Source organism: Mucilaginibacter rigui, from assembly GCF_014773275.1.
GTDB classification, from domain to species: domain Bacteria; phylum Bacteroidota; class Bacteroidia; order Sphingobacteriales; family Sphingobacteriaceae; genus Mucilaginibacter; species Mucilaginibacter rigui_A.
This window is the reverse complement of record NZ_JACWMW010000001.1, coordinates 346,808-366,765: the sequence shown is the minus strand read 5'-3', so window position 1 is coordinate 366,765 and position 19,958 is coordinate 346,808. Positions and strand designations below refer to the sequence as shown.

The window sequence follows — 19,958 nt, the reverse complement described above, 5'->3', positions numbered from 1 at the left end:
CAGTGAACGTGAACACTTTAAATTTGGTATTGGTATATTTATTGAAACGTATAGTATACAATTAAACAAAAAAGAGGTGCTTTTGGCACCTCTTTTCCCTTAAAATCAAAACACTAAATCTCAATTAAATACTAATTAGTGTTGTGCCCACCATAGTGGTGTTAAAACAGCATCTGCGCCACCTAAGGCCGCTACCGCTTTGTTATATCCGGCTGCATTACTATTTTTCAAGTTAGACGGATATTTTACACGCTGAGGCAAGAATTTGATATTCCCGGTCATATAATTACCGCTGTTTAAAGCTGGCAGATCCGGCATTGTTTGTTCAACCGCAGGATTTTCAAAGAAAGGCAACCCCAACCTTCTGTGGTCGCTCCATGTTTCTAATGGCAACCAAGGTAATTGCGCCAAATATTTCTGGGTAATGATCTTTGTTAAATGATCATTTCTAACCATACCTGATTTATAAAGATCATTTTTAGGATAGGCAACAGCAACAGTCCCGGCTACGCCGCTTATGCCATCCTCATAATTCATCATATGAGTTGCAGGTGGTTCTGTTACGTTATCCCAGTTAACAGAGGTACCTGCACGGTTATAATCTGTAGAGGCCAGGTAAGTGCTTAAATTAGCTGATGTACCAAAGTATTCAAAGCTTTTAGAAATACCGGTTTCGTAAGCAGTTTTAGCACTAACAGGTGTAGCCCATCCACGTTCTGCAGCTTCTGCTAAAAGGAAGTATGTTTCCCATGGGCCAAAAAACACCCTTTTGTTTGTACCATTCCTGTAAACTAAATTTGTTAACGGCTTACAGCCATTTGTAACAATAGGCTGGTTAAGCGCTGTTTTTTCACCCCAGTTACCGTCAGACTTAGCGTTCCAGGTGTACTTGGCATTAAGCGTTTTTATAGTAGCACCCGAAGCATCTTTTATAGGGCCGGTAAAAGTAGTGAATGAGCCACCTATAGCTGGGTAATTTGCATTAGTGATATCACCCGGGATGCTGAATATTTTATAAGCGCGCGGGTCAATTGTATTAGGTAAACCATTTAACCAGTAACCAGCCATTGGGTCGTTAGTTTTGGTGGCAAGCTGTGCTGTATATCTCTGTCCTAACCAATCAGCCGGTTTAATTGCAGCCTGGTAATCGGCACCTAACTGATCTGCAGATTTTACACTACCTAAACCAACGGCCAGGTTATTGTAAGTTGCAGATATTGGTAAACCCATCCATGATGATTCTTTTCTGAATACACTGCTAAGCGGGTTATAGCTATTTGGCAACTCCTGTATAGCAAACATGTCAGCAGCATCGGTGATGTAATCACCACCGTTAGCAGCATCCTTAAATTCAGCTTCGGCTTTTGTCGCATCAACTTCTGATAACCTCATAGCTAGACGCATACGCATGGAATTAGCATACTTACGCCATTTAGCATAATCATAACCATAGGCCGGATCTTCTTTTTTCACCACATCCGTATTAGCTACTGCAAGGTCAAGCTTTGAAGCCGCATCTTTTAGCTCTGCAAGGGCGAAATAATAAACCGTTTTAACATCCTGAAATTCAGGGTTTTTGCCTTGGAAAGCATCCGTTGGCATAGGGCCAAAAGTATCGCTAAACTCACTCATCAAATAAGCTCTCCATATCCTTGCCACTTGTATAAGATTGTTGGTATATGGTTTAGATGTGCCTTTTGCAATTTGGTCTGTACCAATTTGTATAGCTGTATTGATATTATTTTGCCATTGCGATGATTGCCTGTAATATTCAGACGCCCAATCGTCAACAAACGAACCTTGAGAGAAGGTTTCACCATCCTCATCCTGTTGGCCACGGCCGCCCGGAACCCAATACAGGATAAACATACGTTCTGACAAGCCCGGATCTTGCTGGGCGCCTATAATTGAGTTATTTATAAAATACTCGGTTTGAACCTGATCCGCGCTTGCAGCGAATGGGTTATTATTCATCTCATCAAACTTCTTGCACGATGCCAGCATCATTGTGGCCGTAAGCACAAGGCATGATTTTTTTAATATCGCTTTCATATCTATGAATTTTGTCTTTTTAATGTGGTATTAGAAACCAATGGTTAGGTTAAGTAAAAACGTGCGTGTGGTAGGTGCGCTTCCGCTTTCGTATCCGGTGGCGTTGCTTCCAGTTGCATAAACAGACTCAGGGTCTAAGCCATTCATATGGCTTTTTATTAGCCATAGGTTATTGGCAGATACACCAACGCGTGCCCTTTGTATACCTATACCAGATAAAAAGTTTTTAGAAAGGTCATAACTTAACTGCACATTTCTAACACGTATGTTTGATGCATCATATAAATTTGCTTCGGTAATACCCTGGTTACCAGTAGTAACTGCCTGCCAGTATAATTGAGGGTTAACCTCTTTTGTATTTTGCACATAACCAGATCCGCTTTGTATCACACCCGGTACTACCATGTTCGCCCTTTCGCCATTTACTACAGTTTTATTTGACGTACCAGATGCTTCCATATGTGCTATTGTGCTTGAGAAGATTTTCCCACCAAAACGTGCATCAATCAGGAACGAGAAATTAATCCCTTTATAAGAGAAAGAGTTGGTTACACCTAATAAACTTGTTGCCTGCTGGTTACCTAATACCTTGTTATCGCCAACTTGTGGTAAACCGGCATCACTTAACAATAACTGACCGTTATAAGGACTGCTTGGATCATTAACCCGTTTAAAGCTCGATCCATAAATAACACCATAGAGCTGGCCAGCTTGCGCTAAAACAGATACGTTATCATAGCTACCTAACGGATATTGGGTAACATCAGGTGTGATAGATTTAACCAGATTACGGTTTAGTGAGAAATTTACTGTAGTATTCCAGTTAAAACCATTCTGGCTTCTTAATATCTTACCATCAACCATTAACTCCAAACCTTTGTTCTGGATATCGCCGGCATTAATTTTCCTTGCCGTATATCCGCTTAGGTTATCCATTGGCAGGTCAATAAGCTGCCTTGTTGCGTTTGATTTGTAAACCGCAAAATCGAAACCTAAACGGCTGTCAAAAAAGCGCATTTCTAAACCTGCCTCGTATGATTTTATCAGCTCGCTTTTTACAGTCGGGTCAAATAATATATCATTACGGCTTGCATTGGTGTTGTTATTAGGGTCTTTGCTTATTACGTAAGTATTATACAACTGGTATGGTTGTAAATCGTTACCTACCATTGCAAATGATCCTCGGATTTTACCATAAGTTATCCATGACGGTAAATTACCATTTCTGTTTAAAGCTTCTGAGAATACAAAAGATGTACTAACAGATGGGTAGAAATAAGACCTGTTTACTTTGCTTAAAGTAGAGCTCCAGTCGTTTCTTGCTGTACCATCTATAAATAACAATTGGTCATAGTTTACACCAACTGATCCATAAACCGAATAAATATTATGCAAAAACAAACCTTGGTCAAGACTTGGGTTACCCACCGCATTGTTTATTGAAAACAGGTTAGGTACAGTTAATGTACCGGCGCTTCCGCTAAAGAAAGACTGTTGCTGGTTCATTAAGTTACCGCCTAAGGTTGCTGTAACACCCCATTTACCAATCAGGTTATCTTTTTTAGCTGATAATAAACCGCTGTAGTTGGTTTCTGTGAACGAAGTTCTGCGTAAACCATATGACCCTGTTGAAGATGCTGTAGCACCTGCATATTGCCTGCTATCAGAATTTGTGCTGTAAATATCTGCACCACCTTTACCTTCAAAGCTCAACCAGTTATTAAACTGATATTTAACTGTTGCATTTAACAGGAACCTGTTCCTTACATCCTGATTTTGAACATATTTGGAGGCCCAATACGGGCTTAAATCCTGCCCATCGTGCCACCAATTCATATTACCGGCTGCATTTATCGGATTTTTATAATCCTGAATATTAATCGAAGTAGGTAGCGTTTCTAAATAATAGAAATAGTTATTAGGGTTGTAACCTGCCTGCGGGCGGTTACGCGCGGTTGAATTAATGTACTGTACTTTTGTATCAACAGTCCACCTGTCGTTAGTGCCAAATTTGCTAACTGTACGCGCCATTAGGTTATTACGGATAAGCTTAGCACCCGGAATATAACTTTTATCATCCAAACGGTTATATGATGTATAAACCGATGTGGTTTTGTACTGCTGTTGTAATGATATACCCTGGTTTGATGTTAAACCGGTTCCAAAAAAGTTACTGATGTTATCATTATAATTTTGCGGAAAAGTTGTACCGTTAAGTTTTGTTTGCGTTTGTCCGCTATTTTTTTCGCCCCAACTAAGTGTAGATGTAGCATCATACTTACCCTGGGTACCTTGCCCAAACTGGGTTTGCATTTTTGGCCTTGCAAAAATATCTTCAACACCAAATGATGATGTAACAGTTATACCTAAACCACTTTGTGATTTACCGGTTTTAGTAGTAATTAAAATTGCACCATTACCAGCTCTTGAACCATAAAGCGCAGCTGCCGAAGGGCCTTTTAACACACTTACGCTTTCAATATCCTCTGCATTTATATCAGCCAAACCGTTACCCATATCCCTGCTTGGGTTGTAGTAATCGTTGTTACGGCGACCGTTGCCATCCATTTCGTTACCAATAAAGTTATCCATTGGTACACCATCAACAACAATTAGTGGTTGGTTATCGCCGGTTAATGAGTTATTACCTCTTAATGTGATCCTTGAAGATGCACCCGGTCCATTAGCCGAACGGGTAATTTGCAAACCTGCTACCTGGCCAGAAAGCGAGTTCACAAAGTTTGGCTCTTTAGCATTTACCAGTGTTTGGCCCTTTACCTCCTGCACAGCGTAACCTAATGATTTCTTTTCCCTTTTAATACCCAGGGCCGTTACAACAACCTCATTAAGCGAATTTTCGCTACTTTCTAATACAACGTTTATGGTTGTTTCGTTACCTACAACTATTTCTTTGGTTTTAAACCCAACAAAAGAAAAAGTTAAAGTTGCACCGGGCTTAACAGACAGGTTAAACTTTCCATTTACATCGGTAGATATACCATTTGTTGTGCCCTTTTCGGCAACATTTACACCGGGTATGGTTTGCCCGGACTTTTCAGATACCGTACCGGTAACTGTTTTTTGTGCATAAGCAGCTATTGTTATCATACTGAATAACAATAAAGCAATACACCTTAAGTACATTTGTTTCATTTGTAAGAATTTAATTGGTTAACGATTAGTTGGTTATTTGTGGTTATACGTATTCTTGTTATTTAAAATTACAGTTCTCTATCACCAGTGTCGCAGCTCCTAAAAGCTCTGGATCTGTGTCGAGGTTAGAAACTTTGATTTCGGTATGCTCGGCAAGCCAGGGGATACAAAACTCATTGATGGCCTGTTGTATAGGTGCCATTAAAATTTTACCCGCAATAGCTCCCCTCCCGCTTAAAACAATTAGTTTCGGGTTCATAATATGGATCAAAGTTGCCATACCTTTCCCTATCAGGAAGGCAGCATCAGAAAGTATGGATACCGCCAGCGGGTCACCAGATTTGGCAGCCTGCAAAAAATGATCGCCCGATAAACTGCCGGTTTCTTTAAATACTTGCTCCATGCTCGAGCTCGTGCCCGATTCCATCTCAGATTTTGCGCGTTCTAACAGCACTAATAAAGAGGTGTCAACTTCTAAACAACCTCTTTTACCGCAAGAGCATATCTTGTTACTTTGTGATAATGGAATATGGCTAAACTCGCCTGCGTACCCGCTATGGCCCCTAAAAAGGCTACCATTTACAATCATCCCCAGGCCCGTTCCCCAACCTACATTTACAACAAGTACATCTTTTAACTTACGTCCCGCGCCAAACTTCAATTCGGCAAGTGCTATCAGGCTGGAATCGTTATCTATAAAAACTGGCAGGCCAAGTTCATGCGACAGGTGTTTGGTTAAATTAACACCGTTTTTTGTTTTAAAGAAGGTATGGTTTATGCCTTGTTCGGCATTTACAAAGCCCGGCATACCAATCCCCATGCCCAGTATCTCATCAAGTGGTACGCCCGAGCGGGAAATATAATCTTTTAAAAATCCTGTGAACGCGCTTATTAGCGATGACGAATCATTAAGGATGATCTCTTTTTTCTCGGGTGCTGTTTTTATATCATTCGCCAGATCATAAATAACTACCTGGGTAACTATCTGGTCAACAGCTACAGCTACAATATATCGTTGTTTTTGATTATTTAATGAAAACGCCAGTCCGCGCCTACCGCCCGTAGATGGAGCAAGGCCATATTCAGATACATATCCTTCTTCTATTAAATTGTTAACTGTGTTGGTTATTAAAGGCAGGCTTTTATGTGTAAGCCTGCTTAATTCAGTAAGCGACAGGCTTTTATTATAATAAAAGTGCTTCAGCAGGTCTTTTCGCAAAAGCCCGTGTTTTTTAATAACAGTCATTAATTTAGGAATAGTTCCCCAAACTTAAAATATAAATTTTAAAAATCAATAAACTTTTTAATTTTTTTAAAAACTTTATTGATGTTTATCAGAATATTAATTAGTGTCAATTATACTTTTATTCTGTAATGTTAGCCGCTATTGTTTATCTCAATAATATGCCTTAATATTAACGTAACACGATTTGTTACCGAACCTACCCGGAAAACGATGAAAAAAGCCTTACCTTTTTTATTATTGTTTGTTTTTTCAACGCTTTTTTGCAGCGCGCAGTCAACAGAACTGACTGGCATCAAGAGTTCTCTACCTCATATTCGCGATAGTTTACGGTATGTAGATGCCCTTAACCGGATTGCAATGCTGATGTACGAACAAAATATAGACAGCACTTTTTACTATACCCGACAAGCGCGTGCCGTGGCCGAACACTTTGATTATCCCCAAGGAAAAGCCGATGCCCTAAATAACCTTGGGGTATTTTTCGATATAAAGGGTAATTTACAACTTGCCTTAAGGTATTATAACGAGGCTTACGCAGTTTACCGGCGCTTAAAAGACTCAGCCAATAGTGTTCAGTCATTAATGAACATTGCCATGGTTTATAAAGAGTTAGGCAAAGACGGGCGTTCCATACAACGTTTTAACGAATCCCTTTCACTTGGCAAAAAGTTACAACACGATTCGATCATGTCGCTGGCTATTTACAATTACCTGCTGTCGTATCCTGCGCGCTTCAATCGTGATGCGAGGCACAACTATATTGGTAAAGCCCGGGAAATAGCCATGAAGTACAATGACCAGCGAAGCCTGGTAGCAATTGACCAACTGGTGGCCGATGACATGATAGCGCATGGTAACCGCCAGGAGGGTTTAATATTACTGGACCATGCTATTGATACAGCCATAACCAACAAATTGTATTACGTTTCGATGGATATGCTGATAGACATGGGCGACCAGCTTGCCGAAAACCAACCGGCAAGGGCCGCAGCCTATTACCGCCGCGGGCTGGCCATTGCAGGTCAAAACGGGTATCTTATTTATAGCCAGCTAATAGCGCGTAAATTATTCAATTTTTATACTGACAGGCGCGATACGCTAACAGCATCTGTTTATAGCCGCCACCTTATTAACCTCCATGATGAACAAGAAAAACTAAACAATACATCAGGGATAGATTACCTGGACTACGCACTAAAAGATGAGCAGATTAAATCATTAACTACGCGGTCAAAATATCAAACTGCATTGCTTATCATCTCCGTTCTATCTTGCCTCCTTGCAATAGCAGTTATCGTCGTTATAAGGCAACACTTAAAACGTACCCGGCGATTGAACCAGCAGGTAACCAGCCAAAACAGCCAAATGAAAAGAACACTGGGTGCGCTTGAACAGAGCCAGGCAGACAATACCCGCATGATGCAGATAGTAGCGCATGACCTGCGCAACCCAATTGGCGCTATGTATTCTATGGCAGCGCTGATGCTGGAAGAGCCTGGCCGGCCGAAAGAAGACCTGACGATGTTGCAAATGATTAAACAATCCAGTAAAAACTCACTTGATTTAGTCAGCGACCTGCTACAGGTACAATTCCGTACCGAAGAATTACAAAAAGAGCCCATCGATATAGCAGAAATGCTGCAGTATTGCGTTTCGCTGCTGCTTAATAAGGCTAAGGATAAAGAACAGCACATTAACCTGGAGACAATACCTGTTATACTGCCGGCCAGCCGTGAAAAGCTGTGGCGGGTTATTAGCAATCTGGTGGCCAACGCAATTAAATTTAGCCCTGCAGGCGCCTCTATTATTGTTAAAATGGATCGTGATCCTCAAAGCGTACGCATCTCTGTAAAAGATGAAGGTATTGGCATCCCGCCTGAAATGCAGGAAAAGATATTTGACCTGTTTACTGAAGCCAAAAGGCCCGGAACAGCAGGCGAACAGTCTTTTGGTCTGGGCCTGGCCATTTCAAGGCAAATTGTAGAAGCACACGGCGGTAAAATATGGTTTGAAAGTAACCCCGATACAGGCACAACTTTTTTTGTGGACTTGCCGATAGAAACATAATTCCATGTAACCCAGGTCGCCGGAAGCCTTAATTATTACAGCACCATATAATGTAATGAATAACCATGCAGTACTAATTTTACTTTTTTTGCAGGCCTTATAATTTCGGGTATTAACCTCACGATTATTTCACCTGGATCCTGGAAGTTTTCCCCGCTATTATAGGTTTTGCTGTTCTGGCACTTACTTACAAACGTTTTAAGTTTAGCTACTTAACGTATATAATGATATTGGTGCATTGCTATGTATTATTTATAGGCGGGCATTACCCCTATGCCGAGGTACCGGTTTTTAACTGGATCCGTGATGCATTTCATCAAACGCGGAATAATTACGATAAGGTGGGGCACTTTACCCAGGGTTTTGTACCGGCCATGATAACCCGCGAGATATTTATCCGTCTTCAAGTTGTAAAAAAACGTAATTGGATGGCATTTTTAACTGTTTGCGTGTGTACTACTATTAGCGTACTATATGAGTTTTTGGAATGGTTTGTATCCATTGCGTCCGGCCAATCAGGAGATTCGTTCCTGGGTACTCAAGGTTATATTTGGGATACGCAATCTGATATGCTTTATGCTATGATAGGTGCAATATGCATGGTAATTTTTATGGCAAAAGTACAAGATAAAGCAATAAGCAATATCAGGGTAGCCTAAGCATGTATTTACAGGCAACCATATGCCTCCATTTCTTTAAACAATACGCTTTTTCTTTGTGCATTAAATTAATGAACCGGGGGTTTTAAGTATTTATTTTAAGGCTTTGGATGTGATACAAGTTCCTATATTTACAATATCGGGCAACCGTAAACGTTTTTGTTATTTATCAAACCATTCAAACATGAAGTTCTTAAAAACATTTTACCTACCATTTGCACTCATACTATCTGTCGCTGTACTCCCGGCCTGTAAATCAAAAAAGGTGATGAAACCATCGCCGCCATTTATAGCACCCGCAAGCACTACGCCAACTACACCGCCACCTCCGCCACCGGCACCTCCGAAGCAAACGCCGCCACCGCCGCCTGCTCCTGAGAAACCCGACTATAATTTCAAAAATATTCAGTTTGAGTTTAACTCGGGTATATTAAAAACAGACGCTTACCCTATTTTAGATAAAGCTGCTGCCGAAATGAAGAAAGACCCATCAGTAAAATTTGTACTGAATGGCAATTCATCTGCTGAAGGTAGCGAAGCACATAACATGAGCTTATCTATTGAGCGTGCAAACTCGGTTAAAACCTACCTGGTAAATACCGGCGTAAGTGCTGATGTACTTGCAGTTAAAGGTTATGGCGAAAGCAAACCAATATCTCCAAATACCGACGAAGCAAGCCGCGCGCTTAACCGCCGCGTTGAAATAAAATTGCAATAACTTTTGTTTAGTTAAGTGTAAAGGGCGTGGTGTTATAAACATCACGCCCTTTTTTATGTTGAGCTTGTATACTTTATCACCTTTATAAAGCACTAAACTTAAAAAATTGGATAACAAAATCTACCAAAAGCTCCATTCGCAGGGGTATCTTAGTGATGACTCTTATAATAAGATAAGCCAAAAGCACCTCACAAAATTATTCCCTGTCCACTGGGAGCTTAAAACCCTGCTTTACCTGGGCGTAATGTTGTTATCAGGCGGGTTGGGGGTACTTATCTATAAAAATATTGATACCATTGGTCACCAGGCCGTACTGGCTTTTATAGCACTTATAAGTATTAGCTGTTTTGCGTATTGCTTTAAAAAGAAACGGCCATTTACTTGGCATAAGGCAAAATCACCCAACACCGGTTTCGATTATATTTTGTTACTGGGCAGCATCAGCATGGTAACGTTTGTTGGCTACCTGCAATACCAATACCAGGTATTCGGATTAAACTATGGCATGGCTACGTTTATACCCATGCTGGCTTTATTTTTTATTGCTTATTATTTCGATCATCTGGGTATCCTGAGCATGGCCATAGCCAGTTTGGCTTTATGGATGGGCGTATCTGTAACCCCAAAAACTTTGCTGGCTTACGGCACATTTAATAGCAGGCAAATCATATTCACCTATGTGGCTTTTGGGCTAATACTGTTATTTTTTGCTTACCTCACCCAACGGTTCGATATTAAAAAGCATTTTAAATTCACTTACCACCATTACGGTATTCATGTAACTTTTATTGCCTTGCTGGCCGGGTATTTTTACAATTATGAAAGCGCTGCAAATGCTGTGTGGCTGGTGCCTTTTGTCGCCCTGGCTATCTATATCTATTTTGATGCCCGGCGCGAACGGTCGTTCTATTTTATACTACTTACTATATTGTATGGCTACTTCGCCCTGGCAAGTTTAATCACAAGGATATTATATGGTTATATGAAATATGATGCCATCTATCTGTTGCTGATGTGTTTTATAGCATCAGCAATTGGGTTAATATTTTTACTGATAAACATCAATAAAAACTTAAAGCGGGATGATCATATATAACAAAGAATGGCTTAATAATAAACATATAGTCGATCTGCTTAAAACCGACTATACTGCCGCCCGCATTACAAAAGACGAGTTTATTAAAATAAAAACAATCCACCCGGTTGGCTTTTACACGCCTGGGCTAATGGTACGTATAGGTTTGTTTATCCTTACACTCATCATAGCCATTGTTGCTACAAGCCTTTTAGTTTTAATGGCTTTTGTGAGCGTGCATATTATGGGAAGCCCCGGCTGGCCTCTATTTTTAGGCATAATATATTATGTACTGTTAGAGTTTCTTACCAAAAGCAAACACTATTTTCATTCTGGTGTGGATAATGCATTACTTTATTCATCGGCGGCACTGCTTGGCGGCGGGTTTATATGGATCGTTATTGATTCGCACTTCACCACCGGCGACAATCTGCTTGGGGCTATAACTATTGCCATACTTTGCATTTACCTAACCCTCCGTTTTGCCGATGTGGTTACGGCTGCAGTTGCCTGCGGGGCCATATTTGCATGTGTATATTTCTTTTGGGCACTAATAGGCAAATTTGGTTTGGCTACTATGCCTTTTGTGATGATGATAGCCGCGGCCTGCGCCTACTTTGGTTTTAACCGTTTTGGTAAAAATGCAAAGAGCCTTTATTATATCGATTGCATAGGCATTGTAAAGCTTATTAGCCTGCTTACCCTGTATGCTGCCGGCAATTATTTTGTGGTGAACCGCTTAAACAATATGCTTAATGCACTGGATGATTCGCATACGGCAATCCCATTCGGTTTTATCTTTTGGGTCTGGACGATTGCATTACCTGTAATTTATATCCTGTTTGGCCTAAAACGAAAAGATACCATGCTATTGCGTACAGGGATGGTTTTGGTAGCGGCCGCTATAGCAACCTTCAGGGTTTACTATCACTTACTACCTATCGAAATTATGCTTACCCTGGCAGGGATAATTATCCTTGCCGGCTCATATGTTATTATCAGCTATTTAAAAACACCGAGACACGGCTTTACCTATACCGAACCGGAAGAAATCAATAGTGCCGACAGCCTTAATTTAGAAGGGCTTGCTATTGGCCAGGCTACATCGCATTTACCGCCAGTAGGGCAAGGGCATGCTGCCAGGTTTGGTGGCGGAAGCGGCGGTGGAGGCGGCTCGAGCGATAGTTTTTAAATTGATAATTATTTCTTTACCAGATCTGCCGGGTTTACAGGATTACTTAGCAGATGGCCAAATAGTTCCCAGCGCTTGGCGGGGTCTTTAGCACCACCGTTGCGCTCTATATAGTCCTTCACCAAATCCTGCCCGTAATTGTAGTTGATCACATAACTACGGTATTTTTTGATAAAACTGATAGATTTATCGGCTGTTTCATCATTCATCAGGCAATACTTTCTGAGGAAGTTGCGCGCCTTGGTTTCGCTCATGGTATCGTTTATTAAACCACGGGCTGCCTCGTTACGGGCGTAGTTAAGATGGCCTTTTATAGCCAGCGCTTTAAAATACATATCTATGCCTGTGGTATCTAAGCCGGCAAGCGGCAGCAATACATTTTTAGCAAATTTAACTTTATCATCACCCGGGAAGGCTACCTCAATACCGTAATTGGCGCTCCCCTCGGCAATTAGCGATTGCGGACTAAACAGCGGATACAGCGAGATCTCTACCCATCCCCTGTCGTGGTATAGGTTTTTCTCCAGCAGCATATTGTAAACGTGGTGGCCGGGGTAGCTTTCGTGGCTGCCTACATCAATGGCGCGGTCAATAAATATTTTTATATCGGTGTTTATTTGTACCGTGCTTTGGTATTTACCCTTGTACCAATTATAACCGTTCCAGGGTTTATTGGTCACATATTCTAAAGTAAAGTTTTCGCCGGCAGGTAACTTATAATGGGCAAGCGTGCGTTTACGGGCCTCAGCAATGGCAGCTTTCATTACCTCATCAAGCTTTTCTTTGGGGATGATGAATTTATTGGCCAGTTTCTGAAACCTGTCGTTAACATTGCCCTTGCCCGGCAGCATGCTATCCAGCTTATCTATATCCGCTTTAAAAACCTCTTCGGCATAAGATGGCGCTGCCACACCAAACAGCTCGCGCGATTCTTCATCAAACGAGCGATACTCTTGCCCATAAATCCTTACCCTGCGGCCAAATGCAATTAGTTGGTTGTACATCCAGTTGGCGCGGATCTTGTTTGAATCTGCCGAAGCATCGGCTATCAGCTTTATATCGTTCATCAGGCTGTTTATATTGGCCAGGATGCTATCAAGAGGGAAAGTTTTGGTGGTAATTTCTTTTGGTTTCAACGAGTCGGGGCCGTAGTAGGCATCAACAAAATCGCTGTCGTACTGGCCTATGGTTAGCCCAAGCGTTACATACTCTTCGGCAAGTTTGTTTAGTTTTTTGCCTTCGGCCGTATCAGATGCTTTTTGCTTACACGACAGTACAAACAATACAGGTACCAGGAGCAATAATTTTTTCATAGAGCAGATGTAAATGTACCGCGAAGTTAAGCATTCCTTTTAAAACTGCCGTTGCGTAGCAACACGTCTTGTTCTCCTCAATTAAATACCGCTATTTAATTATGCGGTTTATGTACATTTGGGCTGCAACACCTGTTACATGCCAGCTCACATCAAATACTTCCTGCTCTTCGTATTTTTATTAACAGTTCAATCATCTTTCGCGCAAGCAAAACTGCCGGTTATTAAAGCCACCTCAAAAAGTGCATCTATTAACGATGGCGGTTTCCTGCAAAAAAACACGTGGTCGCTTTCGCCGGGTATCAGGCCGGATGTTTACACTGCCGACAGGACCCGCCAACCCAAATGGGTTACCTTTTATACCGATATTGATTCGATACGGGTGAAAGTTAAACCCGGCAGCAGGTTTAATTTTGTAGTATTGTTAAACGGTAAAGATTCGTGCTTTACGCAAATTGCAAGCGGTATACCAGCCGAAAGCATGGTAAAAAACAATATCGCCACACACGACACTATCCCTTTTACCCTCACTGCCGACAACGCCATTAGCGTAAAAACAGTTATGAATAATGCAGACACCTTATTGCTGCACTTTGATGCCAGTTCCTTCGATTTTCATTTTACCAGAGACGCCATCCTCAAAAAAACCAATTTGCTGGTTAACCAGGCCGATGCCTTAGCGGGTAAAGCAGCCCCTAATTATAATAATTTAAACAAAGCAACAAAACTGCAAATGGGCAGTATGGTTTGGCATGATGTAGAGATTTTACCTACCCTGATAACTGCGGATGGTATGGACGGCCGCTTTGGCTGGAACCTTTTTGAAGGCAAACAGGTTGAGGTGGATTATGATCAAAATATCATGATCATCCACTCGCAACTACCAAAAGATCTGAAAGGTTATGCCAAATCAAAAATAGCGTTTACACGCTCTTTCCCAATCATTAACGGAACTTTCGAAATAGCCGGTAAAAAATACACCGGTAATTTTTTGATGGATACAGGATCGGGCCAGGCCCTTATTTTGGATAGCGCATGGGTAAGTGAGAAACATTTCCCTAAAGACCTTAAACTGATCAAATCAACCATACTAAGCGACCCGCGAGGTAATAAATTTGAAATTAATATAGTACGCGCCCCGCTTTACCGTTTAAATGGTTTTGCTTTGACTAATATCCCTACCCTACTTTTAGCCGGCAAAAACCCTATGGGGCTCCAGATCAACTACCTGGGCAATGGTCTCCTGAAGCGTTTTAATATGATCCTGGATTTTGAAAAGGATATTATTTACCTGAAGCCTAACAAATTAACCCCGTTAAAATATAAAGGCGATTCTTAAACCGTGGGCAAGCGCCAGTTATTGCGTACAGCCAGTATGCGGATGGTACAGATAAGCACAACAGAAACAGCTTCGGCTATTTGCGGCTCTACCACCGGCAGCAAAAGGATATAACAAACGCCGCCCGCTATACAAGCTGTAGCATAGATCTCTTTGTGGAATAAAACCGGGATATGGTTAAGCAGCATATCGCGTAGCACACCGCCAAAGCAACCGGTAATAGTGCCCAGGGCAATACAAACGCCGGGGTTAAGGTTAGCCGCCAATCCTTTTTGAACACCAATTACAGTAAACAGGCCCAGGCCAAGTGCATCAAACAAAAACAGGGTAACCTTCAGGTTTTTCACCAGGCGTTTAAAGCTGATGGTAAGTATAGCCGTAGCCAGTATGATAAGCGGGGTACTTACGTCACGCATCCATGATACGGGTGTGTTGCCTATCAATACATCGCGCAGGGTACCGCCGCCAATAGCGGTTACAAAACCGAGGATGAGCACACCAAACAAGTCGAGCCGCTTTTGCATGGCCGAAAAAGCACCCGATATGGTGAAAGCAATGGTGCCCAGTATCTCAATAATGGTTGAAAAGCTTAAGTGCATACAATTTGTAATACAAACCTAAACTTTTGTATTGATATAACCGTTCGCTTTGGTTTTTCAGGCTCAGATACCTATCATTGCGAAATATTATCTTTTTTACCCATCATGACTAAACAAAAAGGATTCACAACTACCCTGTTACATGCCGACCGCCTTCGCAAACCGGAGTTTGGCGCTTTACATCAGCCAATACATACCGCAGTAACCTGGGGCTTTGATGATGTGCAGGACCTGGTAAACGTATTCCAGAATAAAGCAAAAGGTTTTGCCTATTCAAGGCAGGGAAACCCCACCACAGCCGCTTTAGAGGGCAAGGTAACCATGATGGAAAACGGGTTGGCTTCTGTAAGTTTTTCTACCGGGATGGCCGCTATTATGGCAACCGTTTTTGCACTGGTAAAAAAGGGCAGCCATATTATTGCCAGCTCTTACCTGTTTGGCAATACCCGCAGCATACTGCAAACTTTTACTGAAATTGGGTTAGATATCTCTTTTGTAGATGCCACATCTGTTGAAAATATAAAGGCGGCATTCCAGCCAAACACCTGTATGGTTATGGTAGAAACCATTGCCAACCCTGCAACACAAATTGCCGACCTGGAAAATATTGGTGATTTTTGCCAGGAGAAAAACCTCATATACGTGGTTGATAATACCATGACCTCACCTTACCTGTTTAAGCCAATTACAGTTAAGGCATCATTGGTCATCAACTCGTTAACCAAATATATTGGCGGCCATGGCAATGCGCTTGGCGGCAGCGTAACCGATACCGGCCTGTACAATTGGGCAAGTTACCCCGGCATTGCAGCCGTACTACGTGAACAAATAAAACCCGAATTGCTTGGCATTACCCAGATCCGTAAACGCGGCCTGCGCGACGGCGGCGGCACATTGGCACCCGAAGCAGCACACAGCATATCGGTAGGTGCCGAAACTTTGGCCTTAAGGCTGGAACGCTCTTGCGGTAACGCGGCCGCGCTGGCCGAATACCTGCAAGCCCACCCGCTGGTAAGCAAAGTTTATTACCCGGGGTTAAAAGATCACCCACAGCACGGGCTATCTAAAAAACTGTTTCGTTATAACGGCGGGCTGATGAGCTTCGCCTTAAAAGATGGAGTTGATGTATTTGCCTTTTTGAACCGCCTGCAAGTGGTTATTAAAAGCAGTAACCTTGGCGATACCCGCACCCTGGCTATCCCCGTTGCACAAACCATATTTTTTGAGCTTGGCATTGAAAAGCGTGCCGAAATGGGCATCCCCGAAGGGATGATCCGCCTATCAGTTGGCATTGAAGACCGTGAAGACCTGATGGAAGATTTTAAGCAGGCACTTGATGGTGCTAACTAAGCCTAATCAGCTTTAATTATATGAAAGGCAAACGAACCATCGTTTGCCTTTTTTGTTATCATAACAATGAAACTTCTCAAATTATTGCTTTTGGCAGGTGTGCTTTCCCCGGCGTTCGGTTATGCGCAAAAAGCTTACGAGGCGGTTAAATACACGGGCAAAGTTCAAAACATGGCAGTGCGTTTTATACTGGCTAACGGTTATTTAGGTGCTTCCGAAGTAAAGCTAACGGATGGTAAAACCCATAAAACAGCCTCTTTTATGCCTGAATACGGCTATGCAGACGACAACAAAAACTTAACTTTTTACAGGCAGAATGATGCTACTAAAACAGCTTATTTTGCAATAAGTGGTATGGAAGAATTGTTTGAAACCCCGCCTGTAAAAATTAAAGGCATTTATTATATAAAAGAGAAAGCCTACCGCTTTGTACTGAAACGATAATACTATCTGATCGCCTGTACCTTTGCAGGTGGTTGCTGTACTGCCGCCTTTGCAGGTTCGTTACTGCATTTACCCAGCAACACATAAATTACAATAAATATTACGATGGTTGAAAGGCAGCCGCCACCCAATTTTTTAGCGCCCCAGGCCGCTATTATCCCTCTGAAAAAATTATTCATATATCGCTAACATAATTTGGGCAGGATAGTTTTCTGCTGATGCTTAGGGCAGCTTCTTTTTAACGTTAATAGTTTGCTCGCTGTACAACACGTCCTCCTCCGTTAGCCCTTGCGCTATTATCCTGAAACGCCCGGTAACATCGTTGGTAAAAAACCAAAGACTGGTTTCGCCCAATGAGTTTACCGGCACATTGTATTTCCAGTAAATAGTTGATTGATATTCGGGAATATTATCCTTTGCGGTGTCATAATCAGCCACATAAAACTCTTTGTTAGCGTAGATCCCCTTTATCTGTACCATACTTGGGTACTCTTTTGGCTTAAATATTACGCAACCGCGGTAAACAGTGCTTATAAGCCGTCCGTTTCGCCAAATTTTAATATAATCGCCCTTTTTTAAAGGACGGTTTTTATTATCGCCAGAGTGGAAACCGCAATTCAAAATATCGTTTACACATATATAATCGCCACACTCGTTTGTGCTTAAATTATTATCGAGCGTGTATTTTGGCAAACTGGCATAAAGCAAACCATCCTTAACTGCTTTTATCTTCACTTCCTGCAACTGCCTGGTTTTATCAAGCCCCTGCACTACAAGGGCTTCATTAGTTTCAGTTACGGCAGGCATTTCAACACTTTTAAGTGACATCGTATCTGCCATGTTTTTTGTCATCCCCTCAAACGGGTTGTTAAAGTGAATAACATACGGGTCGGTTTTTTCTTTTCCGCTTATATACAACGTCATATTTTTATCGGCCGGGGTAACCATACCCTGCTCATCCATTACAAAATGGCCGGTGCTGTCTGTGCGTATTATACTGGCCAGGGTATCGGCAATAGCGCTCAGCATTATCGGTTTTTTTAAACGCTTGCCGGCAAATGTTACATCGCCGTTATAGGCTATGGTTTGGTACTGCCTCAGCGTATCTGCCGGCTGTGTTTTAAGCATTTCCTGCCAGGTGTAACGGCTCCAGCCCTTTATTAGTAATACATTATTGAGGTATTCCTTATCAGCCGCATCGTTTCCCATCAGGTTATCTTTTAAGGGGATATCCTGTAATTGGCTGGTTAAATAATAATAGCTTTCAATATTATTGGGGTGTTTATAACTCAGCCGGTTATCCTGCACACAAGCTATAGAAACATAGCCTTTAGCCGCGTTGCCCGAACTGCCGTTTAGCTTTAGGTTAAGCTTAACCTTTTGGCGTGTGGCATATTCGTTATTATCTGTTTTAATACTGAGGTTCTGCCTTTTATCATAATGCGCAAAAATGGCGCGTTCGGCAAGCGGCCTGCCCAGGCTATCCAATACAGTTATCATATTCAACCCGCGCGGAAGATCGGCGGTGGAAAAACTTGTTACCAGGCCCTTTGGGTAGATTTCTTCATCGAGCGTAATAAATACTTCTTTATAGTTGTGCACCAATATCTTCACCACCTGGTAGCGGGTGCTTTGCAGCTTCAGGGTGATGCTATCAGTTTGCAAGGCATCTGCAACCTGTAATGTAATACCCTGCGGCAGCGCGTTTGGCAAAGCACAAACAGTATCAACTACACCCGCCCTTATCACTTTTACCTGATATTTACTATTCACTTTTGGCGTAAGTTTAAATACGCCCATGCCGTAACTATCGGTTGCAATAGTATCTACAGGTGTGCCGTTACTTAATAGTATCCCATTTATCTTTAACGGTTCGCCGCCGGCGCCCCTGGCCTCCCAGCCTATCCTGCCAGTTTTGCCCGCAACTAAGTAGCCGCCTTCGGGATAAAACCTTACATGTGCTTTTTGCTTTTTTATGGGTATGCTTAAACGGATGCTTTCCTTTTGTTTTCCTTCGCCAACCTCAGCAATCAATACGTGATTTTCCGGCGATACCTGGTTTTTATCGATACTTAAAATATCCTCGCCGGTAACACCGGTTTTGCCGGTTGCCAGCGCAGCCCGTTTTTTGGCTGTGCCCATTTTATAACTTACCGGGGCTTGTATCACGGGCAGCTCTTTCGCTTTAGCGGTAAGCAACGTGCTTATTTTACCGGGCTGTGCTTTTGTACTGTCCAGTAAACTTAGCGACAAGGAAAATGCGGGTTCGTTGGTGGTTTTGATGGTTACCGATTGCTTGAACACAACCTCGGGCTGCCCCTTTAGCAAACGGTTGGTATAGGCAACAAAATGATAACTGCCTGCCGAAACAGAGTCCGGAATATAAATATTCCCAAAACTTAGCCCGCCATCCATTATAAAATTGGCTTGCGCCGCAATTTTACTATCCTCGTCATTAATAAGCGAAACCGAAAGGATGTGATGCTCCTTTATCGCGTTAGCATCAATATTAAGCAGGTAACCGGTAAACCAAACCGTTTCGTTATTGGTATAAATGGTTTTATCAAGATGAACAAATAATGTTGGCGTAGCCTTCTTTACGCCGTACAGGTTTATTTGACTTTCAATCGGGTCTGCATCTTCATGCGCAACCTGCGCAATACAGGATAACGATAGTGAAATTAATAATAGACAGGTAAAAAGGCACCGGTAAAATTTCTTCATCAGCTAAAAATACCTATTCTGTTTTAA

The 19,958-nt window shown here is 42.0% G+C and carries 15 protein-coding genes; 8 read left to right on the top strand and 7 right to left on the bottom strand.

The window, feature by feature from the left end:
- Nucleotides 1-135: 135 nt before the first annotated feature.
- The 3 genes from IDJ75_RS01630 to IDJ75_RS01620 form a co-directional block, all read right to left on the bottom strand.
- Nucleotides 136-2,052 carry a SusD/RagB family nutrient-binding outer membrane lipoprotein gene (locus IDJ75_RS01630; protein WP_191173872.1) on the bottom strand — a complete coding sequence of 639 codons (1,917 nt, stop codon included), beginning with the start codon at nucleotides 2,050-2,052 and terminating at the stop codon, nucleotides 136-138.
- A 30-nt stretch (nucleotides 2,053-2,082) separates the two neighbouring features.
- On the bottom strand, nucleotides 2,083-5,160 hold the full coding sequence (locus tag IDJ75_RS01625; protein WP_224746448.1) for a SusC/RagA family TonB-linked outer membrane protein: 3,078 nt from the start codon (nucleotides 5,158-5,160) through the stop codon (nucleotides 2,083-2,085).
- 103 nt (nucleotides 5,161-5,263) lie between these two features.
- Nucleotides 5,264-6,451: an ROK family protein gene (locus IDJ75_RS01620; protein ID WP_191173870.1), complete on the bottom strand. Its 1,188-nt coding sequence runs from the start codon at nucleotides 6,449-6,451 to the stop codon at nucleotides 5,264-5,266.
- 363 nt (nucleotides 6,452-6,814) lie between these two features.
- On the opposite strand from IDJ75_RS01620, the gene IDJ75_RS01615 reads away from it, so the two are divergent.
- From IDJ75_RS01615 to IDJ75_RS01595, 5 genes are all read left to right on the top strand, one after another.
- The gene (locus tag IDJ75_RS01615) at nucleotides 6,815-8,518 is read left to right on the top strand and encodes an ATP-binding protein (RefSeq protein ID WP_191173869.1); all 1,704 of its coding nucleotides are present in this window, start codon (nucleotides 6,815-6,817) and stop codon (nucleotides 8,516-8,518) included.
- Nucleotides 8,519-8,655: 137 nt separating this feature from the next.
- Entirely contained in the window at nucleotides 8,656-9,177 is a 522-nt protein-coding gene (locus IDJ75_RS01610) for a DUF2238 domain-containing protein (RefSeq protein ID WP_191174864.1), read from the top strand.
- Nucleotides 9,178-9,361: 184 nt separating this feature from the next.
- Entirely contained in the window at nucleotides 9,362-9,895 is a 534-nt protein-coding gene (locus IDJ75_RS01605; RefSeq protein WP_191173868.1) for an OmpA family protein, read from the top strand.
- Nucleotides 9,896-10,001: 106 nt separating this feature from the next.
- Nucleotides 10,002-10,991 (top strand): DUF2157 domain-containing protein, encoded by a 990-nt coding sequence (locus IDJ75_RS01600; RefSeq protein ID WP_191173867.1) that lies wholly within the window; start codon nucleotides 10,002-10,004, stop codon nucleotides 10,989-10,991.
- Nucleotides 10,978-12,162 (top strand): hypothetical protein, encoded by a 1,185-nt coding sequence (locus IDJ75_RS01595; RefSeq protein ID WP_191173866.1) that lies wholly within the window; start codon nucleotides 10,978-10,980, stop codon nucleotides 12,160-12,162. Before IDJ75_RS01600 ends, IDJ75_RS01595 begins: the two co-directional genes overlap by 14 nt.
- 8 nt (nucleotides 12,163-12,170) lie before the next feature.
- Here the strand turns inward: IDJ75_RS01595 and IDJ75_RS01590 are convergent, their stop codons facing one another.
- Nucleotides 12,171-13,475 carry a hypothetical protein gene (locus tag IDJ75_RS01590; RefSeq protein WP_191173865.1) on the bottom strand — a complete coding sequence of 435 codons (1,305 nt, stop codon included), beginning with the start codon at nucleotides 13,473-13,475 and terminating at the stop codon, nucleotides 12,171-12,173.
- Between the two features lie 139 nt (nucleotides 13,476-13,614).
- On the opposite strand from IDJ75_RS01590, the gene IDJ75_RS01585 reads away from it, so the two are divergent.
- The gene (locus IDJ75_RS01585; protein ID WP_191173864.1) at nucleotides 13,615-14,814 is read left to right on the top strand and encodes a hypothetical protein; all 1,200 of its coding nucleotides are present in this window, start codon (nucleotides 13,615-13,617) and stop codon (nucleotides 14,812-14,814) included.
- On the opposite strand, the gene IDJ75_RS01580 is transcribed toward IDJ75_RS01585, so the two are convergent.
- A complete protein-coding gene (locus tag IDJ75_RS01580) occupies nucleotides 14,811-15,413 on the bottom strand; it encodes a trimeric intracellular cation channel family protein (protein WP_191173863.1) in 603 nt (200 codons plus the stop codon). The two genes, IDJ75_RS01585 and IDJ75_RS01580, sit on opposite strands and share 4 nt — an antisense overlap.
- Before the next feature lie 105 nt (nucleotides 15,414-15,518).
- Between IDJ75_RS01580 and IDJ75_RS01575 the strand changes: the two genes are divergently transcribed.
- Both IDJ75_RS01575 and IDJ75_RS01570 read left to right on the top strand, forming a co-directional pair.
- On the top strand, nucleotides 15,519-16,763 hold the full coding sequence (locus IDJ75_RS01575) for a cystathionine gamma-synthase family protein (protein WP_191173862.1): 1,245 nt from the start codon (nucleotides 15,519-15,521) through the stop codon (nucleotides 16,761-16,763).
- A 66-nt stretch (nucleotides 16,764-16,829) separates the two neighbouring features.
- On the top strand, nucleotides 16,830-17,207 hold the full coding sequence (locus tag IDJ75_RS01570) for a hypothetical protein (protein WP_191173861.1): 378 nt from the start codon (nucleotides 16,830-16,832) through the stop codon (nucleotides 17,205-17,207).
- Nucleotides 17,208-17,209: 2 nt separating this feature from the next.
- On the opposite strand, the gene IDJ75_RS01565 is transcribed toward IDJ75_RS01570, so the two are convergent.
- Nucleotides 17,210-17,386: a hypothetical protein gene (locus tag IDJ75_RS01565; RefSeq protein ID WP_191173860.1), complete on the bottom strand. Its 177-nt coding sequence runs from the start codon at nucleotides 17,384-17,386 to the stop codon at nucleotides 17,210-17,212.
- Between the two features lie 43 nt (nucleotides 17,387-17,429).
- Nucleotides 17,430-19,931: a hypothetical protein gene (locus IDJ75_RS01560; RefSeq protein WP_191173859.1), complete on the bottom strand. Its 2,502-nt coding sequence runs from the start codon at nucleotides 19,929-19,931 to the stop codon at nucleotides 17,430-17,432.
- Nucleotides 19,932-19,958: the final 27 nt, after the last annotated feature.